The organism is Pseudomonas sp. TE21435, from assembly GCF_056279265.1.
The window spans coordinates 5,060,982-5,085,197 of sequence record NZ_JBWBQZ010000001.1 but is presented as its reverse complement, the minus strand read 5'-3'; the positions used below and the strand labels follow the sequence as shown (position 1 = coordinate 5,085,197).

At 64.1% G+C, this 24,216-nt stretch carries 21 protein-coding genes and 1 pseudogene; 13 read left to right on the top strand and 9 right to left on the bottom strand.

All coding sequences use genetic code 11. The annotated features are described in order from the left end of the window. Position 1: 1 nt before the first annotated feature. From cyoB to hmpA, 4 genes are all read right to left on the bottom strand, one after another. A complete protein-coding gene (gene cyoB, locus ACZ9C1_RS23040; protein ID WP_102682485.1) occupies positions 2–2,023 on the bottom strand; it encodes a cytochrome o ubiquinol oxidase subunit I in 2,022 nt (673 codons plus the stop codon). A 3-nt stretch (positions 2,024–2,026) separates the two neighbouring features. Next, a complete protein-coding gene (cyoA, locus tag ACZ9C1_RS23035; protein WP_102682486.1) occupies positions 2,027–2,971 on the bottom strand; it encodes a ubiquinol oxidase subunit II in 945 nt (314 codons plus the stop codon). A gap of 560 nt (positions 2,972–3,531) precedes the next feature. Continuing rightward, on the bottom strand, positions 3,532–4,038 hold the full coding sequence (locus ACZ9C1_RS23030) for a disulfide bond formation protein B (protein WP_023629873.1): 507 nt from the start codon (positions 4,036–4,038) through the stop codon (positions 3,532–3,534). A gap of 545 nt (positions 4,039–4,583) precedes the next feature. Further along, complete coding sequence (hmpA, locus tag ACZ9C1_RS23025; protein ID WP_476254413.1) at positions 4,584–5,762, bottom strand: NO-inducible flavohemoprotein; 1,179 nt, start codon at positions 5,760–5,762, stop codon at positions 4,584–4,586. A gap of 154 nt (positions 5,763–5,916) precedes the next feature. On the opposite strand from hmpA, the gene norR reads away from it, so the two are divergent. The 4 genes from norR to ACZ9C1_RS23005 all read left to right on the top strand — a co-directional run bounded on the left by norR (position 5,917) and on the right by ACZ9C1_RS23005 (position 9,724). Beyond that, positions 5,917–7,467 (top strand): nitric oxide reductase transcriptional regulator NorR, encoded by a 1,551-nt coding sequence (gene norR / locus ACZ9C1_RS23020; RefSeq protein WP_277502952.1) that lies wholly within the window; start codon positions 5,917–5,919, stop codon positions 7,465–7,467. A gap of 226 nt (positions 7,468–7,693) precedes the next feature. Beyond that, entirely contained in the window at positions 7,694–8,593 is a 900-nt protein-coding gene (locus ACZ9C1_RS23015; protein ID WP_102682490.1) for a chemotaxis protein, read from the top strand. A gap of 88 nt (positions 8,594–8,681) precedes the next feature. Next, entirely contained in the window at positions 8,682–8,993 is a 312-nt protein-coding gene (locus ACZ9C1_RS23010) for a hypothetical protein (RefSeq protein ID WP_198754354.1), read from the top strand. Continuing rightward, entirely contained in the window at positions 8,990–9,724 is a 735-nt protein-coding gene (locus tag ACZ9C1_RS23005; RefSeq protein ID WP_277502950.1) for a YkgJ family cysteine cluster protein, read from the top strand. Before ACZ9C1_RS23010 ends, ACZ9C1_RS23005 begins: the two co-directional genes overlap by 4 nt. A 97-nt stretch (positions 9,725–9,821) precedes the next feature. Here ACZ9C1_RS23005 and ACZ9C1_RS23000 read toward each other — a convergent pair whose 3' ends face one another. Together ACZ9C1_RS23000 and ACZ9C1_RS22995 are read right to left on the bottom strand one after the other, a co-directional pair. Next, positions 9,822–10,928 (bottom strand): methyl-accepting chemotaxis protein, encoded by a 1,107-nt coding sequence (locus ACZ9C1_RS23000; RefSeq protein WP_373682090.1) that lies wholly within the window; start codon positions 10,926–10,928, stop codon positions 9,822–9,824. Positions 10,929–11,123: 195 nt separating this feature from the next. Then, positions 11,124–11,393, bottom strand: a pseudogene (locus ACZ9C1_RS22995) (PAS domain-containing protein); the annotation flags it as partial. A gap of 234 nt (positions 11,394–11,627) precedes the next feature. Between ACZ9C1_RS22995 and ACZ9C1_RS22990 the strand changes: the two are divergent. From ACZ9C1_RS22990 to ACZ9C1_RS22965, 6 genes are all read left to right on the top strand, one after another. Beyond that, a complete protein-coding gene (locus tag ACZ9C1_RS22990; RefSeq protein WP_476254412.1) occupies positions 11,628–12,791 on the top strand; it encodes an efflux RND transporter periplasmic adaptor subunit in 1,164 nt (387 codons plus the stop codon). After that, positions 12,788–15,880 carry a multidrug efflux RND transporter permease subunit gene (locus tag ACZ9C1_RS22985; protein WP_476254411.1) on the top strand — a complete coding sequence of 1,031 codons (3,093 nt, stop codon included), beginning with the start codon at positions 12,788–12,790 and terminating at the stop codon, positions 15,878–15,880. Before ACZ9C1_RS22990 ends, ACZ9C1_RS22985 begins: the two co-directional genes overlap by 4 nt. Before the next feature lie 9 nt (positions 15,881–15,889). Then, positions 15,890–16,561, top strand: coding sequence for a heavy metal response regulator transcription factor (locus tag ACZ9C1_RS22980; protein ID WP_139668704.1), 672 nt, complete (start codon positions 15,890–15,892; stop codon positions 16,559–16,561). A 48-nt stretch (positions 16,562–16,609) separates the two neighbouring features. After that, positions 16,610–18,013, top strand: coding sequence for a heavy metal sensor histidine kinase (locus ACZ9C1_RS22975; protein ID WP_457378426.1), 1,404 nt, complete (start codon positions 16,610–16,612; stop codon positions 18,011–18,013). Between the two features lie 130 nt (positions 18,014–18,143). Beyond that, complete coding sequence (locus ACZ9C1_RS22970) at positions 18,144–18,368, top strand: hypothetical protein (protein WP_023631633.1); 225 nt, start codon at positions 18,144–18,146, stop codon at positions 18,366–18,368. A 205-nt stretch (positions 18,369–18,573) separates the two neighbouring features. Beyond that, positions 18,574–19,884: an OprD family porin gene (locus ACZ9C1_RS22965; RefSeq protein WP_457378427.1), complete on the top strand. Its 1,311-nt coding sequence runs from the start codon at positions 18,574–18,576 to the stop codon at positions 19,882–19,884. Between the two features lie 103 nt (positions 19,885–19,987). Here ACZ9C1_RS22965 and ACZ9C1_RS22960 read toward each other — a convergent pair whose 3' ends face one another. Then, complete coding sequence (locus ACZ9C1_RS22960) at positions 19,988–20,191, bottom strand: DUF3077 domain-containing protein (protein ID WP_457378447.1); 204 nt, start codon at positions 20,189–20,191, stop codon at positions 19,988–19,990. A 44-nt stretch (positions 20,192–20,235) separates the two neighbouring features. Then, positions 20,236–20,475, bottom strand: coding sequence for a hypothetical protein (locus ACZ9C1_RS22955; protein WP_102682502.1), 240 nt, complete (start codon positions 20,473–20,475; stop codon positions 20,236–20,238). 461 nt (positions 20,476–20,936) lie between these two features. On the opposite strand from ACZ9C1_RS22955, the gene ACZ9C1_RS22950 reads away from it, so the two are divergent. Continuing rightward, the gene (locus tag ACZ9C1_RS22950; protein WP_110700680.1) at positions 20,937–22,433 is read left to right on the top strand and encodes a GGDEF domain-containing protein; all 1,497 of its coding nucleotides are present in this window, start codon (positions 20,937–20,939) and stop codon (positions 22,431–22,433) included. A 31-nt stretch (positions 22,434–22,464) separates the two neighbouring features. Here the strand turns inward: ACZ9C1_RS22950 and ACZ9C1_RS22945 are convergent, their stop codons facing one another. Then, positions 22,465–22,941, bottom strand: coding sequence for a ferritin-like domain-containing protein (locus ACZ9C1_RS22945; RefSeq protein WP_046857067.1), 477 nt, complete (start codon positions 22,939–22,941; stop codon positions 22,465–22,467). A gap of 203 nt (positions 22,942–23,144) precedes the next feature. Here ACZ9C1_RS22945 and ACZ9C1_RS22940 point away from each other — a divergent pair, with 203 nt between their 5' ends. After that, a complete protein-coding gene (locus ACZ9C1_RS22940) occupies positions 23,145–23,369 on the top strand; it encodes a DUF3820 family protein (RefSeq protein WP_110700583.1) in 225 nt (74 codons plus the stop codon). A 66-nt stretch (positions 23,370–23,435) separates the two neighbouring features. Beyond that, a complete protein-coding gene (gene lepB, locus ACZ9C1_RS22935; RefSeq protein WP_476254410.1) occupies positions 23,436–24,212 on the top strand; it encodes a signal peptidase I in 777 nt (258 codons plus the stop codon). Positions 24,213–24,216: the final 4 nt, after the last annotated feature.

Below are 24,216 nucleotides of genomic sequence, written 5' to 3'. Positions count from 1 at the left end.
ATTACACCCGTTCAAACGATTCGACACGTGCGCCGCCAGCAGGCAGTGCACCAGCGTTGGCCAGCGCTTTCATGCGCTCGCCTTCGATGCGCGCCACTTCTTCGGCCGGCACCATGTAGCCCTGGTCGTCACGCGCGGCGTGGCGAACAAAGACAGCGATGGTCGCAACCAGGCTCGCACCCACCAGCCACCAGATGTGCCAGATGAAGGCGAAGCCGAACACGGTCAGCAACAGACCCATGAACAGACCGGTGGAGGTGTTGCTCGGCATGTGGATCGCTTCGTACTTGGCCGGAGCCTTGTAGGCGGCGCCGGCTTGCTTGGCTTCGTGCCAGGCGTCCAGGCCAACGTGCTCAGGCATGTGGGCGAAGTTGTAGAACGGAGGTGGCGACGAAGTCGACCATTCCAGGGTACGGCCGCCCCATGGGTCGCCGGTGACGTCCATGTTGTCCTTGCGGTCGCGAACCGAGACGTAGATCTGGATCAGCTGGCAGGCGATACCGAACAGGATCAGCACGGCGCCGACCACGGCTACGTACAGGTAGGGTTCCCACAGCGGGTTGTCGGAGTGGTTCAGACGACGGGTCATGCCCATGAAGCCCAGGGCGTACAGCGGCATGAACGCTACGTAGAAGCCGGAGATCCAGAACCAGAAGGCAGCCTTGCCCCACTTCTCGTTCAGGGTGAAACCGAAGGCTTTCGGGAACCAGAAGGCGAAGCCGGCGATGTAGCCGAATACCGCGCCACCGATGATCACGTTGTGGAAGTGGGCGATCACGAACAGGCTGTTGTGCAGAACGAAGTCGGCACCTGGAACAGCCAGCAGAACGCCGGTCATGCCACCGATGGAGAAGGTGACCATGAAGCCCAGGGTCCACATGATCGGCGCGGTGAAGCGCAGACGGCCCTGGTAGATGGTGAACAGCCAGTTGAACAGCTTCACACCGGTCGGAATGGAGATCAGCATCGTCGCCAGGCCGAAGAAGGTGTTGACGCTGGCGCCGGCACCCATGGTGAAGAAGTGGTGCAGCCAGACCGCGAAGCCGAGGATGGCGATCGCGCCCGATGCGTAGATCATCGAGTGGTGACCGAACAGGCGCTTGCCTGCGAAGGTCGAGGTGACTTCCGAGAACACGCCGAAGGCCGGCAGGATCAGGATGTAGACCTCAGGGTGACCCCACGCCCAGAACAGGTTGACGTACATCATCGGGTTCCCACCAAGCTCGTTGGTGAAGATGTGGAAGTCCAGATAACGGTCAACAGTCAGCAGTGCGAGTGCGGCGGTCAGGATCGGGAACGAAGCGACGATCAGCACGTTGGCCCAGGTGCAGGTCCAGGTGAAGATCGGCATGTCCATCAGCTTCATGCCAGGGGCGCGCATCTTCATCACGGTGACGAGGAAGTTCACGCCGGTAAGCGTCGTACCCAGACCTGATAGCTGTAGCGCCCAGATATAGTAGTCGACACCCACCCCAGGGCTGTACTGGATACCCGCGAGCGGCGGATAAGCAACCCAGCCGGTCTTGGCGAATTCACCAACACCCAGCGAAATGTTGACCAGCAGCACGCCTGCCAGCAGCAGGTAGAAGCTCAGGGAGTTCAGGAACGGGAAGGCAACGTCACGTGCACCGATCTGCAGAGGAACCGCAAGGTTCATCAGGCCGGTGAAGAACGGCATCGCCATGAAGATGATCATGATCACACCGTGGGCGGTGAAGATCTGGTCATAGTGTTCAGGCGGCAGGTAGCCTTCGGAGCCACCGGTGGCGGCGGCCAGCTGGGTACGCATCATGATCGCGTCGGCGAAGCCGCGCAGCAGCATGACCATAGCGACGATGATGTACATCACGCCGATTTTCTTGTGATCGACCGTGGTCAGCCACTCGGTCCACAAGTAGGTCCACTTGCGGAAATAGGTGATGGCACCAACGACAGCGAGACCACCGAGCGCGATCATGGCAAGCGTCACCATGACTATCGGCTCGTGATACGGTATCGCCTCCAGAGTTAATTTACCGAACATCTCTTACTCCTCTGCACCGGCAGCTGGTTGCATACTCGATTCCACACCCTTGGTAGTGGCCAGGTCTTTGCTGCCTGCTTCTTCGTGGTTCGGACGACCGCGGTTCATGCCTTCGTACTTGTCGACGATGCGCTGGAACTGGTCAGCCGGAGCCTCGCTGTACAGCGCGACTGGGTTGTTTTCGCTTGCTTTGGCCAAGGCGTCGTATTCGGCCTGGTCCAGTTTCTTCGGCGAAGCCTTCACCTCGGCGACCCATGCATCGAAGTCGGCTTGCGAAGTGGCGGTTGCCTTGAATTTCATACCGGTGAAGCCGGCGCCGCTGTAGTTGGCGGAGATACCGTCGAACTCACCGTTCTCGTTGGCGATCAGGTGCAGTTTGGTGGTCATGCCAGCCATGGCGTAGATCTGGCCACCCAGGCCCGGGATGAAGAAGGAGTTCATCACGGCGTCGGAGGTCACGCGGAAGTTGACCGGGGTGTTGGCCGGGAAGACGATCTTGTTGACCGTGGCGATGCCCTGCTCCGGGTAGATGAACAGCCATTTCCAGTCCAGCGCGACCACGTCGATCTGCACCGGCTTCACATCGGAATCCAGTGGACGGTACGGGTCCAGCTTGTGGGTGGAGTGGTAGGTGAAGTAACCCAGGGCGATGATGATCAGGATCGGGATGATCCACACCGCGGCCTCGATCTTGGTCGAGTGCGACCAGTCGGGGGTGTAGGTGGCGGCCTTGTTGGACGCGCGATACTTCCAGGCGAACGCCAGGGTCATGATGATCACGGGCACGACCACCAGCAGCATCAGGCCGGTGGCGATCAGGATCAGGTTCTTCTGCTCAATGCCGACCTGGCCCTTCGGATCGAGCAGGGTCCAGTTGCACCCACTGAGTAAAAGCATGCCTAAAAAGGGCAATATGCCAAACAGTCTGGGGTAACGCTTTTTACTCATCTCACGACCTCTAGATCAGCTTGCTTCAATGCAATTTGTGTTTTGGTAGCCAACACTTCGTCCTGCCAAGTGCGGCAATTGGCGCCCGTACTCGCCCCTGCCAGGGATCCGACTGCTGGATCTTGGCGTCAAGCGGGTTGGCGGTGCTTATGGTTTCGTAGGCAACAGGCCTGTACTTCAGACCAAGTCCATTTGGTGCGGGAAAACGCGGAGGGGTGTCCGCCCGGTATCGCCGTTGGGCGAAACTTGTCGAAGTCAGCAAATGGAAAGCGCTGCGGCTCCCATCAATCCTGCGACTCGCAAGCAGTGCCGAACGGAAATTGGGGGCGATTGTAGATAGGTCGCCCCACGATGACTATGACTTATTGAGCAACAGTCTTTTACAGAATGCGTAACAATACTGGTCAAAAAATCAACTTCGCGACAGTTTGTCGCACCCCGCGCAGTAGCCCTGAAACCCTTGTCGCGCAAGGGCTGGTGGCTGACCTGGATCAATCATCGGGGGCCATTTGCAGCTTATCTCGCCGCGCAATAGACCCAGGTCAATTCGGGACTTTGGTCTAAGCGCGGCGACGGTTTCGATAGATGCCCAGGGGCACCAGGACCGCCGTCAGCACGAACGCCACCAGCGCCCATTGCGCGAGGGACAGGCCAAGGATCGGTGGGTAGGGCGTGGAACAGAACCCATCGACCTGGAACGCCAGCGGCCAGAGCTTGGCCAGCGGCAGGTCGTCGACGATGGGCTGCAAGGTGTCGATACCGCAGCTGACCATCGGGTTGGCGAGTATATACACATGATTGCCGGCGGCAACGATGCCACCGATGGCGCTGAGCACCACCAGCGCCTCGAAGAACGTCAGGCTACGGCGCCCGGGCATGGCGGCGGCGATGAAGGCGAAGATCGCGATGAACAGCAAGGCATAGCGCTGCAGGATGCACAGCGGGCAGGGCGCCTCGCCCAGCACCACCTGCATGTACAGGGCGCCGCCGATCAGCGCCAGACAGATCACGCCGAGGAGCACCAGAAAGCGCCGTTCCCGATTCAGGCGCGATGAGAGTTCGTTCATTGCCGATTCCTTCGATGGAGAGTGGCAGCGCGGGCTGCCCGAGGGGCGCCCAGTCTACACGCTGGAGATGACCTTTGAATGCATCGAGCGGGGGCGTGCGCGGCTATCCACTGATGACCTAGGACCGAGCGGGTCGGTTTCGGTTCACTGACGCGCGTGAAAAATGCGCCAGCCCGGTGCCGGGCAGGAGCAGGCCCCTCGACACCAGGAAGTGAAGGATACAGTGATTAAAGGAGGATTAAAGATGAAAGCGGGTGTAACCGCGTTCACCGCTTCCTTATATAGAAGATCGGTTAGGCCCAATCGCTGCGGTTCGGCGCTCGGCCAGGCCGACAGCGTCGAATGTCATCGTCCGCTTCGTTCTCGATTACCCACGGCCGGGAGCATCCGTGTGCTGGCGGCCCGACAGAACGCCGAACCGCAGCGATTGGGATGAATTACTCGTAGCCTGTCCCGGCCCCATCGCCGGCAAGCCGGCTCCCACAGGTATCGCTGAACCCTGTGGGAGCCGGCTTGCCGGCGATGGGGCCAGCCAGGCCTATCGCTTACTCCAGCGCCGCAGCCGGCCCGAAGAACTCATAGCGGCTCTGCCCTTCCGGCACACCCAAGCCCTTGAGCTGACGCTTGATCGCCGCCATGAAGCCCTTGGGTCCGAGGAAGTAGGCCTCGATATCGCGCTCACGCGGCAGCCATTCGGCCAGCAGGTCCTGGTCCAGCAGGCCCACTGCGTCGGCAGCCTGGCTGCCATCCTCCTCGGCGTAGCAGTAGAAGCGCTTGAGTTGCGGGTGACGCGCCGCCAGGCCATCGATCCAGTCGCGGAAGGCATGCACCGCGCCGTTGCGTGCGCAATGGATGAAGTGCACCGGGCGTTCGGTCTCGAGGGCCGCCTCAAGCATGGCCAGGGTCGGGGTGATGCCCACACCGCCGCTGATCAGCACCAGCGGCTTGTCGCTGGCGACCAGGGTGAAATCACCGGAAGGCGGGAACAGTTGCAGGGTATCGCCGACCATCAAGCCATCATGCAGGTAGTTGGAGACCTTGCCGCCCGCCTCGCGTTTGACGCTGATGCGGTACTGCTCACCGTCGCACAGGGCCGACAGCGAATAGTTGCGACGCTGCTCCTGGCCATCGATTTCCAGCTTCAGGCCGATGTACTGGCCCGGCTCGGCCTTGAGCACCGGTTTGCCATCGACCGGCACGAAGTAGAACGAGACGATCTCGCGGCTTTCCTGCTCGCGGCGCACCAGGCGGAATTCGCGGGTGCCGCGCCAGCCGCCGGCGGCCTCTTCCTTCTGCTTGTACAGGTTCTCCTCGGCGCCGATGAGGATGTCGGCAAGCTGGCCGTAGGCCGCCGCCCAGGCGGCGATCACCTCGGCGGTGGCGATCTCCTTGCCCAGCACTTCCTCGATGGCGCGCAGCAGGCAGCTGCCGACGATCGGGTAGTGTTCAGGGAGAATCTGCAGGGCGACGTGCTTGTTGATGATCTGGCCTACCAGACCGCCCAACTGCTCGAGCTGGTCGATATGCCGGGCGTACATCAGCACGCCGTTGGCCAGGGCACGCGGCTGGTCGCCGCTGGCCTGGTGGGCCTGGTTGAACAGCGGACGTACCTCGGGGTACTCGCTGAGCATCATCTTGTAGAAGTGGGTGGTCAGGGCCTCGCCACCGCTTTCCAGCAGGGGCACGGTGGCTTTGATGATTGCACGTTGTTCGGCATTGAGCATTACGACAACTCCTGAGCCTGAGGCTTCGAATGGTTGCGTAGACCATTTCAGCAATCGTGCCAACTTTGATCGTCAGTAAAACCGGGGGTTTTCATTGATCGATGTCAAAAGGACACACTCAGGCGTATAGTCATTCCGACCAACAGGAGTCCATATGACTGCAAAGCCCCTGCTCACTGCCCTCCTCCCCTTGGTGAGCGACTTGTCCCGCGACCTCCCCGACCAGGAACGCTACCGCCGGCTGCTGCAGGCCATGCGCGATCTGCTGCCATGCGATGCCGCGGCGCTGCTGCGCCTGGACGGCGAATGGCTGGTACCGCTAGCGGTGGATGGCTTGTCGGCGGACACCCTGGGCCGACGCTTCCGGGTCAGCGAGCACCCGCGCTTCCAGGCCCTGCTCAGCCGCCCCGAGCCCACCCGTTTCCCTAGCGACAGCCCGCTGCCCGACCCTTACGACGGCCTGGTCGACGCCGCCCATGTGGATCTCGAGGTGCACGACTGCATGGGTTGCCCGCTGATGGTCGACGAACGCCCGTGGGGCCTGCTGACCCTCGACGCGCTCACCGCCGGCCAGTTCCAGAGCCTCGAACTCGACGCCCTGCAGGCCTTCGCCAGCCTGGCCGCCGCCACGGTGACCGTGGCCGAGCGCATCGAGCACCTGGCCCTGCGCGCCGAGGATGAACACCAGCGCGCCGAGGTGTATCGCCAGGCCAGCGGCCAGGACCGCGAACTGATCGGCCAAAGCAAGGCACACAAGCGCCTGGTCGAGGAGATCCGCCTGGTCGGCGGCAGCGACCTGACCGTGCTGATCACCGGCGAGACCGGCGTCGGCAAGGAACTGGTGGCCCAGGCCCTGCACCATGCCAGCCAGCGTGCCGGCAAGCCGATGGTCAGCCTCAACTGCGCCGCCCTGCCCGACACCTTGGTGGAGAGCGAGCTGTTCGGCCATGTGCGCGGCGCCTTTACCGGCGCCCATGGCGAACGCAGGGGCAAGTTCGAGCTGGCCAACGGCGGCACATTGTTCCTCGACGAGGTCGGCGAACTGCCGCTGGCGGTGCAGGCCAAGTTGCTGCGGGTATTACAGAGCGGGCAGTTGCAACGCCTGGGTTCGGACCGCGACCATCAGGTCGATGTGCGCCTGATCGCCGCGACCAACCGCGACCTGGCCGAAGAGGTGCGCAATGGCAACTTCCGCGCCGACTTCTACCACAGGCTGAGCGTCTATCCGCTGCAAGTTCCACCCCTGCGCGAGCGAGGCCGCGACGTGCTGTTGCTGGCGGGGTTTTTCCTCGAACAGAACCGCGCGCGCCTGGGGCTGGGGAGCCTACGGCTGTCCACTGACGCCCAGGCCGCCTTGCTGGCGTACGGCTGGCCGGGCAACGTCCGCGAACTGGAGCACCTGATCGGTCGCTCGGCGCTAAAGGCATTGGGACAGCACGGGCGGCGGCCGAAAATCCTCACCCTGGAAGCGGCTGACCTCGATCTGCGCAACGTGGCGCCGAGCATGCTGGCAGAAATCGAGGCACCGTCGGCTGACGCGCCGTTGCCCGAGGGGGGGCTGCGTGAGGCGGTGGATGATTATCAGCGGCAGATCGTCGAAGCGTGCCTGGATCGCCACCAGGACAACTGGGCAGCCGCAGCCCGGGAGCTGGGGCTGGATCGGGCCAACCTGAGCCGGTTGGCCAAGCGCTTGGGGCTGCGCTGACGGGGCCGCTTCGCAGCCCATTCGCCAGCAAGCCGGCTCCCACAGGGATGGCGCTTGGCTGAGCTCAGCGCGGCCAGTGTGGGAGCCGGCTTGTCGTGGCGACGAACCGCGGCGAAAGGGTCGCAAAGCGACCCCACTGCAGATCCAATAGCAAACTAAGCTAAAGCCTGGCGCCAGAAAGCCGATAACCCGGCATCCTCCCCCTCATTCATAGCGAAGGTTGTCCATGGCCACGCAAAAAGCCCGCGCGGACTCGCTGTCCCTGCTGCTGTTCACCCTGCGCAGCGGCAAACTGATGGCAATCAACCTGCTCAAGGTCAGCGAGATCATCCCCTGCCCGCCGCTGACCAAACTGCCGGAGTCCCACCCGCACGTCAAAGGCGTCGCCACCCTGCGTGGCAACTCGCTGTCGGTGATCGACCTGTCCCGCGCCATCGGCGAAATGCCCCTGGCCGACCCCGACGGCGGCTGCCTGATCGTCACCGAGATCAGCCGCTCGCGCCAGGGCCTGCACGTGCAAGCGGTGAGCCGCATCGTCCATTGCCTGAGCACCGACATCAAACCGCCACCCTACGGCTCGGGCAACCGCTCGTTCATTACCGGCGTCACCCGGGTCGACAACACCCTGGTGCAGGTGCTGGATATCGAAAAGGTCATCCACGGCATCGCCCCGCCGCCCCACGAACCGCACCCGGGGGAAGTCAGCGAAGAGGACGCCAGCCTGCTGGCCGCCGCCAACATCCTGGTGGTGGACGACAGCCAGGTCGCGTTGCAGCAGTCGGTGCACACCCTGCGCAACCTTGGCATCGAGTGCCACACCGCGCGCAGCGCCAAGGATGCGATCAATGTGCTGCTGGAGCTGCAAGGCACCGACAGAGAGATCAACATCATCGTCTCGGACATCGAGATGTCCGAGATGGACGGCTTCGCCTTCACCCGCACCTTGCGCGAAACCCCGGACTTCCAGCACCTGTACATCCTGCTGCACACCTCGCTGGACAGCGCGATGAGCGGTGACAAGGCCAAGCTGGCCGGGGCCAATGCCATTCTCACCAAGTTCTCCTCGCCGGAGCTGACCAACTGCCTGGTAACGGCGGCGCGGGCGGTGGTGTTCGAGGAGCGTTGACACATCAAGTCAGGATTTTCCTGACTTGATGAAGGAAAACGTTCGGGCATAATTCGCGCCCCTCGCAGGTTCATTGCCGGTGTCGCGTATGAAATTTCTCAATTCGTTCCTGATTCTCTGCGCCCTAGCCAGCGGCGCAGTCCACGCTTCGAGCAAGCAAGCCTGGAGCGATCAGCGCCAGCACATGCTCAAGGCCTGCCTGGCCATAAGCCAGTTCAAGGATGCCCACGCTCTGGGCAAACCCGCCGAGTTCGACGACCAGGTCGGTTACAGCGCGCTGCTGATCGAGGGCACCTACCCGCAGAAACACATGCAGAACCGCATCGGCACCGAGCTGTGCCTCTATGATCGCCAGCGCCAGCAGGCCTTCGTCACCGACTGGGAAGTCGGCAAGCGATGAGCGACAGCATTCGGTTCGCCTGCACCGGCTGTGGTAAATGCTGCACCGGTCATCACGTGCCTTTGACCCTGGCCGAGGCCCGGCAGTGGGCGAGTTCCGGCGGCCAGGTGGTGGTGCTGATCGAGGGTTTTCTCGCCGATGGCCCGGGTATGCCGGCCGACCAGCGCGAGCATGTGCTGCGCCGTTCACACCCGGTGCCGTGCGGTGACGCGCAGTTGCAGGTGTCGGTAACCTTCGCCGCGTTCAACCCCGGGCGCTGCCGCAACCTCGATGACAATGACCTGTGCGGTATCTATGAAAGCCGCCCGCTGGTCTGTCGTATCTACCCGGCGGAGATCAACCCGCACCTGCCGCTGCGCCCGGAAAACAAGGACTGCCCGCCCGAGGCCTGGACGCAAGGGCCGGAACTGATTCACGGCAGCCTGCCGGTGGATGAGGCGCTGCGTGCCCTGATCGAGGCCTCACGCCAGGCCGACCGCGACGATATCGCGGCCAAGGTGGCGATCTGTCAGGCGCTGGGGATGACCACCAGCGCTCTGAAGGGCAATGGATTTACTGCCTGGCTCCCGGACATGGCGGCGTTTGCCTCGGTGCTGGAGCAGGCGCCACGGGCGGTCGATGGACCGTGGGCTGTGCATGTGCAGGACGAGGCGCTTGCGGCCGGTCTGCAGGAACATCGGCTACAGGTGACGGGCGAAGCGCCGGTCTACTATGCGTTCATCGGTTTCTAGATAGATCCAATCGCGGGGCAAGCCCACGCCAAGTACCAAGGTGCTTCGTGGGAGCGGGCTTGCCCCGCGATAAGGCCGGCACAGACAACTCAGTCAGTCACTGACAACGCCGCCAGAACTCATCCGCCAGTCGCCGCAGGTCCTTGGCCAGGTCCGCCACGTCACTGGCACTGCTGTGGCTGCGCTGCCCGACGCTGACCGTCGCCTCACTGGCCTGGCGGATGCTGTTGATGTTGCGGTTGATGTTCTCGCTGACCTGGCTCTGCTGCTCCACCGCCGCAGCGATCTGCAGGCTCATCTCGTTGATCTGGTTGACCCGCACGCTGATGCTGTCCAGCGCGTCGCTGGCCAGTTGCGCCTGCTCGACGCTGTGCCCGGCATGCGCGCTGCTCTGCTGCATCACTTGCACCGCCGCGCGAGCCCCATCCTGCAGAGCGCCGATCATGCGCTGGATATCGTGGGTCGACTGCGCGGTGCGCTGGGCCAGGCCACGCACCTCGTCGGCGACCACCGCGAACCCCCGCCCCTGGTCACCCGCCCGCGCCGCCTCGATGGCGGCGTTGAGCGCCAGCAGGTTGGTCTGCTCGGCAATGCCACGGATCACATCAAGCACCCCGGAAATCTCGCTGCTGTGGTTTTCCAGTTGCTGGATCACCTCGCTGGCCTCCACCAGCGAGCCCGCCAGGTCCTGGATCGCGCAGCGGTTGCGGTTGACCAGCTGATGCCCGGACTGGGTCTCGTCTTCCGCCTGGTCGGCCGCCATCGCCGCCATCTGCGCGCTGCTGGCTACCTGGGCGACGCTGGCGCTCATCTGCTGGATCGCCGTGGCCACCTGGTCGGCCTCGTTCTGCTGCTCCAGGCTGTTGGCGTGGCTGCTGTGCAGTGCCTCGGCCAGGGAGCCCGAATGCCCGGCCAGGCGCGACGAGGTGTCGCCGATACGTCCGACCACCGCGCCCAGCTGCGCCTTGAGCATGCGCATGGCGAACTCGATCTGCCCCAGGCCGTCGCGCCGGCCGGTATACAGCCGCTGGCTGAGTGGGTTGTCGGCAATCGCCTGGGCCTGTCGGCGCAGCCGCTCGTACGGGCGTAACAGCAACCGGATCGCCAGGCTGCTCAAGCCGACCGCCGCCGCCACCTCCAACACGGATTCCAGCAACGGTGCCCCCAGCCACCACTGCCCGGCGCCCAGCACCAGCGCCAGCACGGCGCCGACCGCCAGCGACAAGCGGGCGCCCAACCCGATCACCGGCAGGCGCTCGCGCCAGCCACGCCGGCCCTCGCGCAAGCGCGCATAGGCACGCTCGGCCGCCGCCACCTGTTCAGTGCCAGGCTTGGTCCGCACCGACTGGTACTCCAGCACCTGCCCGCCGCTGCTGATCGGCGAGACAAAAGCGCTCACCCAGTAGTGATCGCCATTCTTGCAGCGGTTCTTCACCAGCCCCATCCACGAGCGCCCGGCCTTGAGCGACTGCCACATCTGGGCGAAGGCCTGGGGCGGCATGTCCGGGTGGCGGACGATGTGGTGGGGATTGCCCAGCAGCTCCTCGCGCAGGAAACCGCTGACCCGCAGGAAATCGTCGTTAGCATAGGTGATGCGGCTGTCCAGGTCGGTGGTGGACAGGATGTTGGCGTCGCCGGGGTAATCCACTTCGCGACCGGTAACAGGCATATTGCACTTCATCGGAGGCACTCGTTGTTGTACGGGAGATCGGCAGGGCGTACGACTCTAGGGGCAAACGCCGACGTAACATTGATCCATGGCAGGATATTGGCACTTGGCCATCAACCCACCGAAACTGACAGCCGTGACAGCCTGGCGTCACGCTGCCGACCCGGTCGGCGCGCTATAACCCTGTAATAGCCGAATCCATTTCCCAGCCCCTTGGCCAAGGTGCCCACCCCGATGCGACGTCCGTCCCGCCTCCTCGTACTCGCCGCCCTGGCCCTGGTCCTGCTGGTCGCCATCGGCGCCTGGCTGGGGCCGCGCCGCGAAGCTCCGGCCAACCGCGCCGCCAGCACGATACCGGTGCGAGTGATAGCCGTGGCCCAGCAGGACGTGCCGCGCTACCTCAGCGCCATCGGCTCGGTGCTGTCGCTGCACAGCGTCGAGGTGCGCCCGCAGGTCGAGGGCGTGCTGACCCAGGTGCTGGTCAAGGAAGGCCAGTGGGTCAAGCAGGGCGACCTGCTGGCCACCCTCGATGACCGGGCGATCCGTGCCAACCTCGACCAGGCCCGTGCCCAGCTCGGCCAGACCCAGGCGCAGTTGCAGGTGGGCAAGGTCAACCTCAAGCGCTACCAGTTGCTGAGCAGCGACGACGGCGTGTCCAAGCAGACCCTCGACCAGCAGCAGGCGCTGGTGAACCAGTTGCAGGCGACGATCAAGGGCAACCAGGCGGCCATCGACAATGCCGCGGTGCAGCTCAGCTACACGCAGATCCGCTCGCCGGTGAGCGGTCGCGTCGGCATTCGCAACGTCGACCCTGGCAACCTGGTCCGCACCAGCGACACCCAGAGCCTGTTCAACGTCACCCAGATCGACCCGATCGCCGTGGAATTCGCCCTGCCCCAACAGCAGCTCCCAGTCCTGCAGGGCCTGTTGAACTCAACCACGCCCGCCGAAGTGGAGACCTACCTGGACGCCGACGGCGAACGCAGCCTGCTCGCCAAGGGGCACTTGATGCTGATCGACAACCAGGTCTCGGCCACCACCGGCACGGTGCGGGTCAAGGCCGAGTTCGCCAACCAGGACGGACGTCTGTGGCCGGGCCAGCTGGTCACCGTGCGCCTGCGCACAGCGGTGGACGAGGACGCCCTGGTGGTGCCGCCACCGGTGGTACAGCGCAGCATCGACGGCCACTTCGTCTACCGTCTGGACGGCGACAAGGTCAGCGCCGTACCGGTCAAGGTGGTGTACCAGGACAGCACGCTGAATGTCATTGCCGGGATCAAGGCCGGCGATCGCCTGGTGCTGGACGGTCAGTCGCGACTCAAGCCCGGCAGCATCGTGGAGGTCACCCCCGACACCCCTGCCCCGGCGGAAATGGCCGAAAGCAGGAGCCAGCCATGAACACCCGCAACGGGGTCTCGGCCTGGTGCATCGACCACCCCATCGCCACCTTGCTGCTGACCTTCGCCCTGGTCCTGCTCGGTGCCATCGCCTTCCCGCGCCTGCCGGTGGCGCCGCTGCCCGAGGCCGACTTCCCGACCATCCAGGTCACCGCCCAGTTGCCCGGCGCCAGCCCCGAGACCATGGCCTCGTCGGTCGCGACGCCCCTGGAGGTGCAGTTCAGCGCCATCCCCGGCATGACCCAGATGACCAGCAGCAGCGCCCTGGGCTCGACCAACCTGATCCTGCAATTCACCCTGGACAAGAACATCGACACCGCCGCCCAGGAGGTCCAGGCGGCGATCAACACCGCCACCGCGCGCCTGCCCCAGGACCTGCCCAGCCCGCCCACCTGGCGCAAGGTCAACCCCGCCGACAGCCCGGTGCTGATCCTCACCGTCAGCTCGGCGCAGATGCCCGGCAACCAACTGAGCGACTACGCCGAGACCCTGCTGGCCCGCCAGCTCAGCCAGATCGACGGCGTCGGCCTGATCAACATCACCGGGCAACTGCGCCCGGCCATCCGCGTGCAGGCCCAGCCCGAGAAGCTCGCCGCCATCGGCCTGACCCTGGCCGACATCCGCCAGGCCATCCAGCAGACCAGCCTCAACCTGGCCAAGGGCGCGCTGTACGGCGAACACAGCGTGTCGACCCTCGCCGCCAACGACCAGCTGTTCCACCCCGAGGACTACGCGAAGCTGATCGTCAGCTACCGCAACGGCGCCCCGGTGCACCTGGCCGACGTCGCCAAGGTGATCGACGGCGCCGAGAACGCCTACGTCAGGGCCTGGTCCGGCGAACAGCCGGGGTTGAACCTGGTGATCTTCCGCCAACCCGGGGCGAACATCGTCGACACCGTGGACCGGGTGATGGCTGCCCTGCCCCGCTTGCAGGAAATGCTGCCGGCAGCGGTCGAAGTGTCGGTGCTGCAGGACCGCACGCAGACCATTCGCGCCTCGCTGCACGAGGTGGAGCTGACCCTGCTGATCGCCGTGGCCCTGGTGATCGGGGTGATGGCGCTGTTCCTGCGCCAGTGGTCGGCGACCTTCATCGTTTCCAGCGTGCTCGGCGTGTCGCTGATCGCCAGTTGCGCATTGATGTACGTGTTCGGCTTCAGCCTCAACAACCTCACCCTGGTGGCCATCGTCATCGCCGTGGGTTTCGTGGTGGACGATGCCATCGTCGTGGTGGAGAACATCCACCGCCACCTGGAGGCCGGCGACGACAGCCGCACGGCCGCGCTCAAGGGCGCCGGCGAGATCGGCTTCACCGTGGTGTCGATCAGCTTCTCGCTGATCGCCGCGTTCATTCCGCTGCTGTTCATGGGCGGCGTGGTCGGCCGGCTGTTCAAGGAGTTCGCCCTGACTGCCACCGCGACCATCCTGATTTCGGTGGTGGTCTCGCTGACCCTGGCGCCGACCCTCGCCGCGCTGTGCATGCGCCGCCCCGAGGCACAGCATGACGGTTTCGGCCAGCGCCTGGTGCGCTGGTACGAGAAGGGCCTGGACCGGGCCCTGGCGCACCAGCGTGTCACCCTCGGCGTGTTCGGCCTGACCCTGGCACTGGCGGTGGTCGGCTACGTGGCCATCCCCAAGGGCTTCTTCCCGTTGCAGGACACCGGTTTCATCCTCGGCACCAGCGAGGCGGCGGCCGATGTGTCCTACCCCGCGATGATCGAGAAGCACAAGGCCCTGGCGAAGATCATCGAAGCCGACCCGGCGGTGCGCGCCTTCTCCCATTCGGTCGGTGTCACCGGCAGCAACCAGACCATCGCCAACGGGCGCTTCTGGATCTCCCTCAAGCCCCGTGGCGAACGCGATGTGTCGGCCAGCGAATGGATCGACCGCATGCGCGCGAAACTGGCGCAGGTTCCCGGCATCGTCCTGTACCTGCGCGCAGGGCAAGACATCAACCTCAGCTCCGGGCCGTCGCGCACCCAGTACCAGTACGTGCTCAAGAGCAATGACGGCGTCGCGCTGAACCTGTGGACCCAGCGCCTGACCGAACGCCTGCGCGAGAATCCGGCGTTCCGTGACCTGTCCAACGACCTGCAGTTGGGCGCCAGCGTCACCCGCATCGATATCGACCGCCAAGCCGCCGGGCGCTTCGGCCTGACCACCACCGACGTCGACCAGGCGCTGTACGATGCCTTCGGCCAGCGGCAGATCAGCGAGTTCCAGACCGAGACCAACCAGTACAAGGTGATCCTCGAACTGGACGCCCGCCAGCGCGGCAAGGCCGAGAGCCTCAACTTTTTCTACCTGCGCTCGCCGCTGTCGGGCGAGATGGTGCCGCTGTCGGCCCTGGCCCATGTCGCGCCGCCCAGCACCGGGCCGCTGTCGATCAGCCACGACGGCCTGTTCCCGGCGGCCAACCTCTCGTTCAACCTGGCCCCCGGCGTGGCCCTGGGCGATGCGGTACAGATCCTCGAACGCACCCAGCGCGAACTGGGCATGCCCGACGCCATCGCCGGCAACTTCCAGGGCGCCGCCCAGGCCTTCCAGAGTTCACTGTCGAGCCAGCCCTACCTGATCCTCGCCGCGCTGGTGGCGGTGTACATCATCCTTGGCGTGCTCTACGAGAGCTTCGTGCACCCGCTGACCATCATCTCCACCCTGCCCTCGGCGGGCCTGGGCGCGCTGATCCTGCTCTGGGCGATGGGCCAGGACTTCACCATCATGGGGCTGATCGGCGTGGTGCTGCTGATCGGCATCGTCAAGAAAAACGGCATCCTGCTCATCGACTTCGCCCTCGAAGCCCAGCGCAACCACGGCATGACGCCGGAGCAGGCGATCCACCAGGCGTGCCTGGTGCGCTTCCGCCCGATCATCATGACCACCCTGGCCGCGCTGCTCGGCGCACTGCCGCTGATGTTCGGCTTCGGCGCCGGCGCCGAACTGCGCCAGCCACTGGGCATCGCCGTGGTCGGCGGCCTGCTGGTGAGCCAGGCCCTGACGCTGTTCACCACCCCGGTCATATACTTGGCCCTGGAGCGTCTGTTCCACCGCCGCCGCCGGGCCACCGTCGCCCCCGCGCCGACCGCCAGTTGAGACAAGACCATGCGTGTGCTGATCATCGAAGACGAAGAAAAAACCGCCGACTACCTGCATCGCGGCCTCACCGAGCAGGGCTTTACCGTCGACCTGGCACGCGACGGCATCGACGGCCTGCACCTGGCGCTCGAAGGCGACTACGCGGTGATCGTGCTCGACGTGATGCTGCCTGGCCTCGATGGTTACGGAGTGCTGCGCGCACTGCGGGCGCGCAAGCAGACGCCGGTGATCATGCTCACCGCCCGCGAGCGGGTCGAGGACCGCATCCACGGCCTGCGCGAAGGCGCCGACGACTACCTGGGCAAGCCGTTCTCGTTCCTCGAGTTGGTGGCCAGGTTGCAGGCCCTGACCCGACGTAGCGCGGTTCATGAACCGTTGCAGATCCAGGTCGCCGACCTGTGGATCGACCTGATGGCGCGCAAGGCCAGCCGCGCCGGCCAGCGCCTGGACCTGACCGCCAAGGAGTTTTCGTTGCTCAGCGTGCTGGCCCGGCGCCAGGGCGAGATCCTGTCCAAGACAGCCATCGCCGAACTGGTCTGGGACATCAATTTCGACAGTGACGCCAATGTCGTCGAGGTAGCGATCAAGCGCCTGCGCGCCAAGCTCGACGGGCCGTTCGACAACAAGCTGCTGCATACCATCCGAGGCATGGGCTATGTCCTGGAAAACCGTGGCTGAAGCCTGCGGCAGTACCCGCTCCCACGCGTCGGCCACAGGTGCCGCCCCATGAATCCTTTACGCAACTCCATCGCCCTGCGCCTGTCGGCGCTGTTCGCCATGGTCGCCCTGGCCGTGTTCGTGCTGATCGGCAGCGCGCTGTACCGCCAGGTCGATCGCAGCCTCGACCTGTTGCCTGAAGCCGAGCTCGATGCGCGCTTCAGCGTGCTCGAATCGACCCTCAACCGCTACGGCACCCCCGAGCACTGGGCCAAGATCAACAACAAGCTCAACCTGCTCGGCGAAGAAGACCGGCGCATCCGCTTCTGGGTGGTGAGCGGCAATCCGGCCTTCGAGTATGGCCAGCCCAGCGAACAGGTCCGCGCTTTCGCCGACGGCCCGGAGGGCATGCGCGACCTGCGCCTGAGCGACAGCCCCTATCCCTACAAGGTGCTGGTCAGCGCTCTGCCCGCCCTGGGCGAGCGCCCGCCGCTGCGCTTTCTGATCGGCATCGATACCGAGACGTTCTGGCAGGCCCAGCACAGTCTGCTGGTGGCTATCGTCGGCCTGGCGGCCTTCGGCGTGGTGCTGGCCTCGCTGCTTGGTTACTGGGTCGCGCGCATTGGCCTGCGCCCACTGCTGGCCCTCTCCGACGAGGCCCAGGCCCTGGCGCCGCCACGCCTGGACGGCCGCCTGCAGACCCGCGACCTGCCGCCTGAACTGGCACGCTTCGCCGGCACCTTCAATGCCGCCCTCGACCGCGTCAGCCAGGCCTATTCGCAACTGGAAGCCTTCAATGCCGACGTCGCCCACGAACTGCGTTCGCCGCTGACCAACCTGATCGGCCAGACCCAGGTCGCCCTCACCCGCGGGCGCAGCGCCGAGCACTACTTCGAGGTGCTGCAATCGAACCTCGAAGAACTCGAGCGCCTGCGCAGCATCATCAACGACATGCTGTTCCTGGCCAGCGCCGACCAGGGCAGCAAGGCCACCGCCCTTACCCAGGCCTCACTGGCCGAGGAAGTGGCCACCACCCTCGACTACCTCGACTACATCCTCGAAGACGCCCACGTCAGCGTCACCGTCAGCGGCGATGCCCAGGCCTGCATCGAAAAGGCCCAGTTGCGCCGGGCGCTGATCAACCTGCTGAACAACGCCGTGCAGCACACCGCGCCGCACCAGGCGATCCAGGTACGCATCGAGGCTACTGAGGAGCAGGTCAGCATCGCCGTGAGCAACCCGGGGCCGGCGATCGACGATGAACACCTGCCGATGCTGTTCGAGCGCTTCTATCGGGTGGATGCGGCCCGCGCCAACAGCGGCGGCGGCAACCACGGACTGGGCCTGGCCATCGTCAAGGCAATCGCCCTGATGCACGGCGGCAGTGTTTTCGTGCACAGCGAGGCCGGGGCCAATACCTTCGGTATCAACTTGCCGAGCGCTCAACTACGCGGGTTTGCGGTAAAAGTCTGAGTGTTTTTGCCGCGATCATTACTTTTTGCGCAACAGTGCTTATCTGAACAGCCTCTGTTTCCCCGCTGTTTACAGGACTAACTTTAGCCCTGTCTCCATTAGCACTTGCCCCGCAAGAAGGTTGTTCCAAATGTCCAACAGTATGGGTATTGCCAGCGTCTTCGTCCTGTCTTCCCTGTTGTTGTCGCCCCTGGCCATGGCGGAAGAATCCCCGGCCTTCGTCGCCCGCAACGCCGAACTCGCCGCGGTTCACCAAGAGGCGCGTGACGCCTACGCCGCGCAGCAGTCCGCTGCGGCTAAAGACGCACAGCAGACCGCTTCCAAGGTATCTGTCGATACCGATGCCGATAGTTGACCGACCACGCCAACTGTTTCCAGTTTTCCCTGGGCTACACCATGGGCACTGCCTGTGACGATATGTTAGCCTTTCAAAGCCGCTGCCTTTCAGCGGCTTTTTTTATGCGTCGGAAATCTCAGCCTGGCTGTTGCGTCTCTAATAAGAACTTGCAGACACGACAATAAAAAACTGCCCCATCGCTTGACCAAAGGAGTTTGTACCGGTGTCTTTCGCGTTTCGTTTCACCCCGTTGTTCGTTGCATTGGCCGCAACGATGCCCGTGGCCGCACAGGCCGATGAAGACAAGGCTGATGGCTTCATCGAGGGTTCCACGCTGAACCTGCATTTGCGTAATGCCTACTTCAACCGCAACGAGAAAAATGCTTCGATCAAGGACAAGCGCGAGTGGGGCCAGGGCGCCGTGGCGCGCTTCGAGTCCGGCTACACGCCTGGCGTGATCGGCTTCGGCCTCGACGCCCACGCCATGGTCGGCCTGAAGCTCGACGGCGGTGATGGCCGCGCCGGCACCTCGATCCTGCCGAGCGCGCCGGAGGACAAGGCGCGCCATGCCTTCTCCACCGCCGGCGGCGCGATCAAGCTCAAGGGCTTCGACACCGAGTTCAAGGCCGGTGACCTGTTCCTCACCAACCCGGTGATCGCCGGTGGCGAAAGCCGCATGCTGCCGCAGACCTTCCGCGGCGTCGCGCTGACCAACAACAGCATAGACGGGCTGATGCTCGAAGGCGGCAAGGTCAGCTTCACCAAGCCGTACAACCAGAGCGGCCACCGCCGCATCAACACCTACTACAGCAACCAGACGCCCGAGCAGGACAGCCAGAACCTGAGCTGGGCCGGTGCGTCGTGGAGCGGCACCGAGGGCGTCACCGCCAACCTCTACGCCGCCGAGCTGAAGGACATCTGGAACCAGTACTACGCCGACTTCGACTACACCTACCAGGTCAACGACCTGGTCAGCCTGAACCCGGGCGTGCACTTCTACCACACCCAGGACACCGGCCAGTCGAAGCTGGGCAGCATCGACAACAACACCTGGAGCGTGCACTTCACCGTCGCCGCCGGGTACCACAGCGTCACCGCCGCCTACCAGCGGGTCAATGGCGACACGCCGTTCGACTACATCAACCTGGGCGACAGCATCTTCCTCGACAACTCGCGCATGTACTCGGACTTCAACGCGCCGAACGAGCGCTCGTGGAAGCTGCAGTACGACTATGACTTCGCCGGCCTCGGCATGCCGGGCCTGAGCACCTCGCTGTCGTACTCGCGCGGCAAGGCCGACCTGACCAAGGCCAGCCAGGACACCCAGTACTACGCCTTCTATAACGCCGACGGCGAGAATGCCCGGCACTGGGAGCGCGACTTCGACGTGAAGTACGTGTTCCAGCAAGGCCAACTGAAGGACCTGTCGGTGCTGCTGCGCTATGCCACGCACCGGGCCAACGCGGCGTACTCGAACATCCAGGACAACGACGAATTCCGCGTGATCGTGGATTATCCGTTGAACGTGTTCTGATCCATCATCGCGGGCGAGGGCTACGCCCTCGTTTCGCCGGCAAGCCGGCTCCCACAGGTACAGCGCTATTTTGTGGGAGCCGGCTTGCCGGCGATGCTCTGCTTCAACTGTTTCTTTTCAGCCCTGTTTCCAGGTCATTGATCAGCGCCTTGGCCATGGCGCTGAGCATCCGCGCCGCACTCCCCGCTTTCAGGTCCCCTTCCATTTCCGCCTCGGTGGTCAGGTGCAGGATGCAATCCTGCAATACCGACAGCTCATCGAATGCCCGGCTCAAGGGCACACCCGGCAGCACGCGATAACATTCCAGGAAAGTCTAGTCGCCAGCGGTGACGGGCATATCGGGCTGCTCGCTCATGGCTGCTCCTCCAGCGAGCTGGCGTGGGCCATCAGGCAGCTCAGCAGCCGGCTGAGGATGGAAATGTTCTCCACCAGGATCTCCGGACGCTCATCCACGGGAAAGGCCATGTAGACATCGCAGGTGCGGGTCATCATGGTCATCAGGACTGCGGCATGCTCCCAGACTTCGGCGAGGGGCAGATGGTCGATGATGGAGATGTAGGGGATGGGTGGGTCAGGTACTAGCTTTTTCATTCAAAATCGCTCATGTCGATTGAAGAAATTCGCCACTTGAACCTTTCTCACGGGATTAGGTGGCAACCGTGTACGGGGTGAGAAACCGAGGACATGAAACCCGGCCAGACCAGAGGTCTGCCCGAACACGGCTGCCATTGAAATGGCCGAAAGACATATCGTCAGGTTCTCACACCCGGTCACCAAATTTGGCGACCCGACGACGTTAGCCCTGATGCATTTCCCGGCCTATCCAGACCCTTCCGGCAAGCGCGTAGGATAGGTCCCAAGCACAGCCCAACTGAAGCATTTGGTTTCAGATTCGGAAATGTCGTACATCCCATCGCAGGCCCACTGAATCAATTCCGTCGGGCAAAACACCTTTGATCTTGTCCGACAATCGCGCCTTGCCTAAAATACCGCCGCCGCTTTCCGGCCCACTCCCCATGGATCCCGGGGCTTATGCAGTTGCGAGCATGACGTTGCCCACCCGATCACCACGATCCGCCCTGTACAAGTCACACCCCGAGCTGGTCCTCAACCTGGGCAGCTGCCTCGCCGTGCTCGCCATAGTGGCCATCGTCGGCTACCTGCTGGCCCGCGAGCGCGACAGCGTCGAGCAATCGGAAATGCGCTCGTCGAGCAACATCGTGCAGTTGATCGAAAGCGATATCCTGCGCAACGTCGAACTCTACGACCAGTCGCTCAAGGGCCTGATCTGGGCCGTGCAGCACCCCGAGCTGCTCAACGTGCCGACCAAGCTGCGCCAGCAGATCCTGTTCAACCAGGCCTTCTCCGCGCCGGTGCGCGGCGACATTCTCTGGCTCGACGCCAAGGGCGACGTGCTCGGCGACTCCACCAGCGCGGTGCCGCGCCAGGCCAACTTCGCCGACACCGTGGCCTTCCAGGCGCACCGCGACCGCCCGGGCCTGGGCCTGCTGATCAGCCCGCCGTTCAAGGCACGGCTGGGCAACCTGGACTGGTGCATCAGTTTCAGCCGGCGCATCTCCGGCGCCAACGGCGAGTTCCAGGGCCTGGCCGCCGGGGCCTTGCGCCTGTCCTATTTCAACGAACTGTTCCAGCGCCTGGACATCGGCGTGGACAGCAGCATCAACCTGCTCAATACCGATGGCCAGCTGCTGGCGCGCCAGCCGACCCGGCCGCAGGATCCACTGATCGGCACCAGCTTCAGCGAGCGCCCCAACTTCAAGCGCATCCTCAGCGAACGCAGCGGCAGCTTCACCGCCCGCTCGACGGCCTATGAGGGCCAGCGCCTCTACACCTTCGCCCGGGTCGCCGACCTGCCGTTGATCGTGCTGGTGGCCCACTCGGCCGATGAAGTGTTCCAGTCGTGGCGGCGTACCGCGATCGTGGTCAGCGTGGCCACTGGCGTGTTGTGCATTGGCATCCTCTGGCTGACCTTGCTGCTGGGCCGCGAGCTACGTCGGCGCCACGATGCCGAACTGGGCCTGGCCACCCTCGCCGCCACCGACAGCCTCACCGGCCTTGCCAACCGCCGCCGCCTCGACCAGGTGCTGCGCCAGGAATGGGCGCGCGCCCAGCGCAACCGCAAGCCGCTGGCGGTGTTGATGGTGGATGTGGACCACTTCAAGGCCTTCAACCAGCGCCATGGCCATGCCGGTGGCGACCATGTGCTGCGCGAGGTGGCCACCACCATCGAGCTGTGCATCCGCCGCCCTGCGGACCTGGCGGCGCGTTACGGCGGAGAGGAGTTCCAGGTGGTGCTGCCGGAAACCGAGTTGGCCGGCGCCCGGTTGCTGGCCGAGCGGATTCGCGCCAGTGTCGAGGCGATGCCGCCATTCGGCGATGACGAGCGGTCGGTGACGGTCAGTGTGGGGATTGGCCTGCATATCCCCGGTACCCATCAGGACCTGGCGGCGCTGCTGGGCGATGCGGACGAGGCGTTGTATCGAGCCAAGGCCAATGGGCGGAATCGGGTGGAAGGACCCGAGGGGTGAGTCATGGGGCCGTTACACGGCCCCATGCTGATCAGGACCGAGCTCGGGCTGCGTTACGCAGAGCCTTCACCTGGTCATGATTGCGCTGCACGCCCTGCAGCTGTTTCTCCACCAAGGCATAGGAAGTGTCGTTGGCCGACCGTCCCAGCTTGACCAGCTTTTCACGGGCCTCTTTGTAGGCCTTGAGCGCATGGTCTTCACCACGCTCCACTTCATTGAGCACCGCCTCTTCATCCTTGCCGGTGACCATCGACTTGAGGTTGACCCAGCCACGGTGCAGGTCGCCGCTGATGCTGGTGCTGGTTTCCGGATCGCCGCCCAGCCTGCGCACTTCACTTTGCAGCTCGGCCGCGGCACTGGCGCACTCGCTGGCACGCTGCACGAAGAATGCTTTCAGTTCAGGGTTCTTCACATCCTCGGCGGAGGTCTTGAAGCCTTTCTCACCATCCTTGCTGTACTCGATCAGGTCGTTGAGTACGTCGATCGTGTCTTTGTTGGGGTTACTCATGGCAACAACTCCTTGGCAGGTGATAGTCACCTTGATCGGAGCAGGCTTCGTGCCAGGCCCAGCAAATAAAAATAAATCATATAAATCAGTAACTTGAAGATTTCATAAACACACCGTTAAACGGCGTTCTGCATGATCGCCGCTTGGGTCGTCGTGCAGTTTGCAGTAAGGTCGCGCTTCAACCGCCACAGGCCACCGCCCCGATGAGACCCGAAACCCTGCAACTGCTGGTCACCCGCACCATGCCTTTTGGCAAGTACCAGGGGCGGATCATCGCCGACCTGCCCGGGGACTACCTGGCATGGTTTGCCCGTAAAGGTTTCCCACCCGGAGAGCTGGGCGGGTTGCTGGCGCTGATGCACGAGATCGACCACAACGGCCTGGGCGACCTGCTGGTGCCGCTGCGGGCAAAGATGCCGCGCCGCTGAACGATCAAGAGCCCACGCCACCTGCCGAAACAATTACATCGTTAACTCAAGGACGAACCACCGCTCATGCAAGCTCGCCAATCCGCCTCCTCGGCTTTCGTCATCTCGCTGCTCGTCGCCGGGTGGGGGCTTTTCTACGTGGGCCGGCTGCGCTGGGCATTGATACTGCTGGGCCTGATCCTCGCCGACTTTTTGCTGATCGGCCTGTTCGCCACGCCCAGGGCATTGAACGTCGGCCTGGGTGTCGCTCTGGCGCTGAAGTTCGGCTCGGCGTGCCTGGCCGCAGGCCTTGTGTGGCGCGGCCGCGCTGGGGCTGAACCCGTCGGCGCACGCCTGGTTGCCTACGCTGCGGCGGTGATAGGCGTGGCCGCCCTGCTGCTGGTGCTGCGCGGGCCACTGTTTGGTTACCAACTCAGCCAGATCCCTTCAGGTTCGATGGAGCCGACGCTGCAGATCGGCGACCACATCATCAGCGACACGCGCTTGAGCGCAGCGCCCAAGGTGGGGGATATCGTGCTGTACCGCTATCGCAATGGCGAGGCATTCAAGCGTGTGGCGGGGGTTGCCGGCGACCGGCTGGAGATCGTCAATGGCGAAGTGATCGTCAATGGGCGCAACCTGGGGCTGTTCCATGCAGCGCCCGAGCATGTACGCCGTCCCGAGTCGCTGAGCCTGGCACCGACGGTGATTGAGACCGGGCACATCTACCTGCTGGGTGACCGCCGCGACAACAGCAACGACAGTCGCTATGACGGCCAGGTTGCGGTAGCGGACGTGACGGCAAAAATCACCGGGATCTGGTACTCGAAGAACCGCCAGCGTATCGGCACCACCTTCGAATAACCAG

Excerpts from the sequence above, each read along its gene's own strand:
- cyoB (WP_102682485.1), bottom strand. The coding sequence starts at position 2,023 with ATGTTCGGTAAATTAACTCTGGAGGCGATACCGTATCACGAGCCGATA.
- cyoA (WP_102682486.1), bottom strand. The coding sequence starts at position 2,971 with ATGAGTAAAAAGCGTTACCCCAGACTGTTTGGCATATTGCCCTTTTTA.
- ACZ9C1_RS23030 (WP_023629873.1), bottom strand. The coding sequence starts at position 4,038 with ATGAACGAACTCTCATCGCGCCTGAATCGGGAACGGCGCTTTCTGGTG.
- hmpA (WP_476254413.1), bottom strand. The coding sequence starts at position 5,762 with ATGCTCAATGCCGAACAACGTGCAATCATCAAAGCCACCGTGCCCCTG.
- norR (WP_277502952.1), top strand. The coding sequence starts at position 5,917 with ATGACTGCAAAGCCCCTGCTCACTGCCCTCCTCCCCTTGGTGAGCGAC.
- ACZ9C1_RS23015 (WP_102682490.1), top strand. The coding sequence starts at position 7,694 with ATGGCCACGCAAAAAGCCCGCGCGGACTCGCTGTCCCTGCTGCTGTTC.
- ACZ9C1_RS23010 (WP_198754354.1), top strand. The coding sequence starts at position 8,682 with ATGAAATTTCTCAATTCGTTCCTGATTCTCTGCGCCCTAGCCAGCGGC.
- ACZ9C1_RS23005 (WP_277502950.1), top strand. The coding sequence starts at position 8,990 with ATGAGCGACAGCATTCGGTTCGCCTGCACCGGCTGTGGTAAATGCTGC.
- ACZ9C1_RS22990 (WP_476254412.1), top strand. The coding sequence starts at position 11,628 with ATGCGACGTCCGTCCCGCCTCCTCGTACTCGCCGCCCTGGCCCTGGTC.
- ACZ9C1_RS22985 (WP_476254411.1), top strand. The coding sequence starts at position 12,788 with ATGAACACCCGCAACGGGGTCTCGGCCTGGTGCATCGACCACCCCATC.
- ACZ9C1_RS22980 (WP_139668704.1), top strand. The coding sequence starts at position 15,890 with ATGCGTGTGCTGATCATCGAAGACGAAGAAAAAACCGCCGACTACCTG.
- ACZ9C1_RS22975 (WP_457378426.1), top strand. The coding sequence starts at position 16,610 with ATGAATCCTTTACGCAACTCCATCGCCCTGCGCCTGTCGGCGCTGTTC.
- ACZ9C1_RS22970 (WP_023631633.1), top strand. The coding sequence starts at position 18,144 with ATGTCCAACAGTATGGGTATTGCCAGCGTCTTCGTCCTGTCTTCCCTG.
- ACZ9C1_RS22955 (WP_102682502.1), bottom strand. The coding sequence starts at position 20,475 with ATGAAAAAGCTAGTACCTGACCCACCCATCCCCTACATCTCCATCATC.
- ACZ9C1_RS22945 (WP_046857067.1), bottom strand. The coding sequence starts at position 22,941 with ATGAGTAACCCCAACAAAGACACGATCGACGTACTCAACGACCTGATC.
- ACZ9C1_RS22940 (WP_110700583.1), top strand. The coding sequence starts at position 23,145 with ATGAGACCCGAAACCCTGCAACTGCTGGTCACCCGCACCATGCCTTTT.
- lepB (WP_476254410.1), top strand. The coding sequence starts at position 23,436 with ATGCAAGCTCGCCAATCCGCCTCCTCGGCTTTCGTCATCTCGCTGCTC.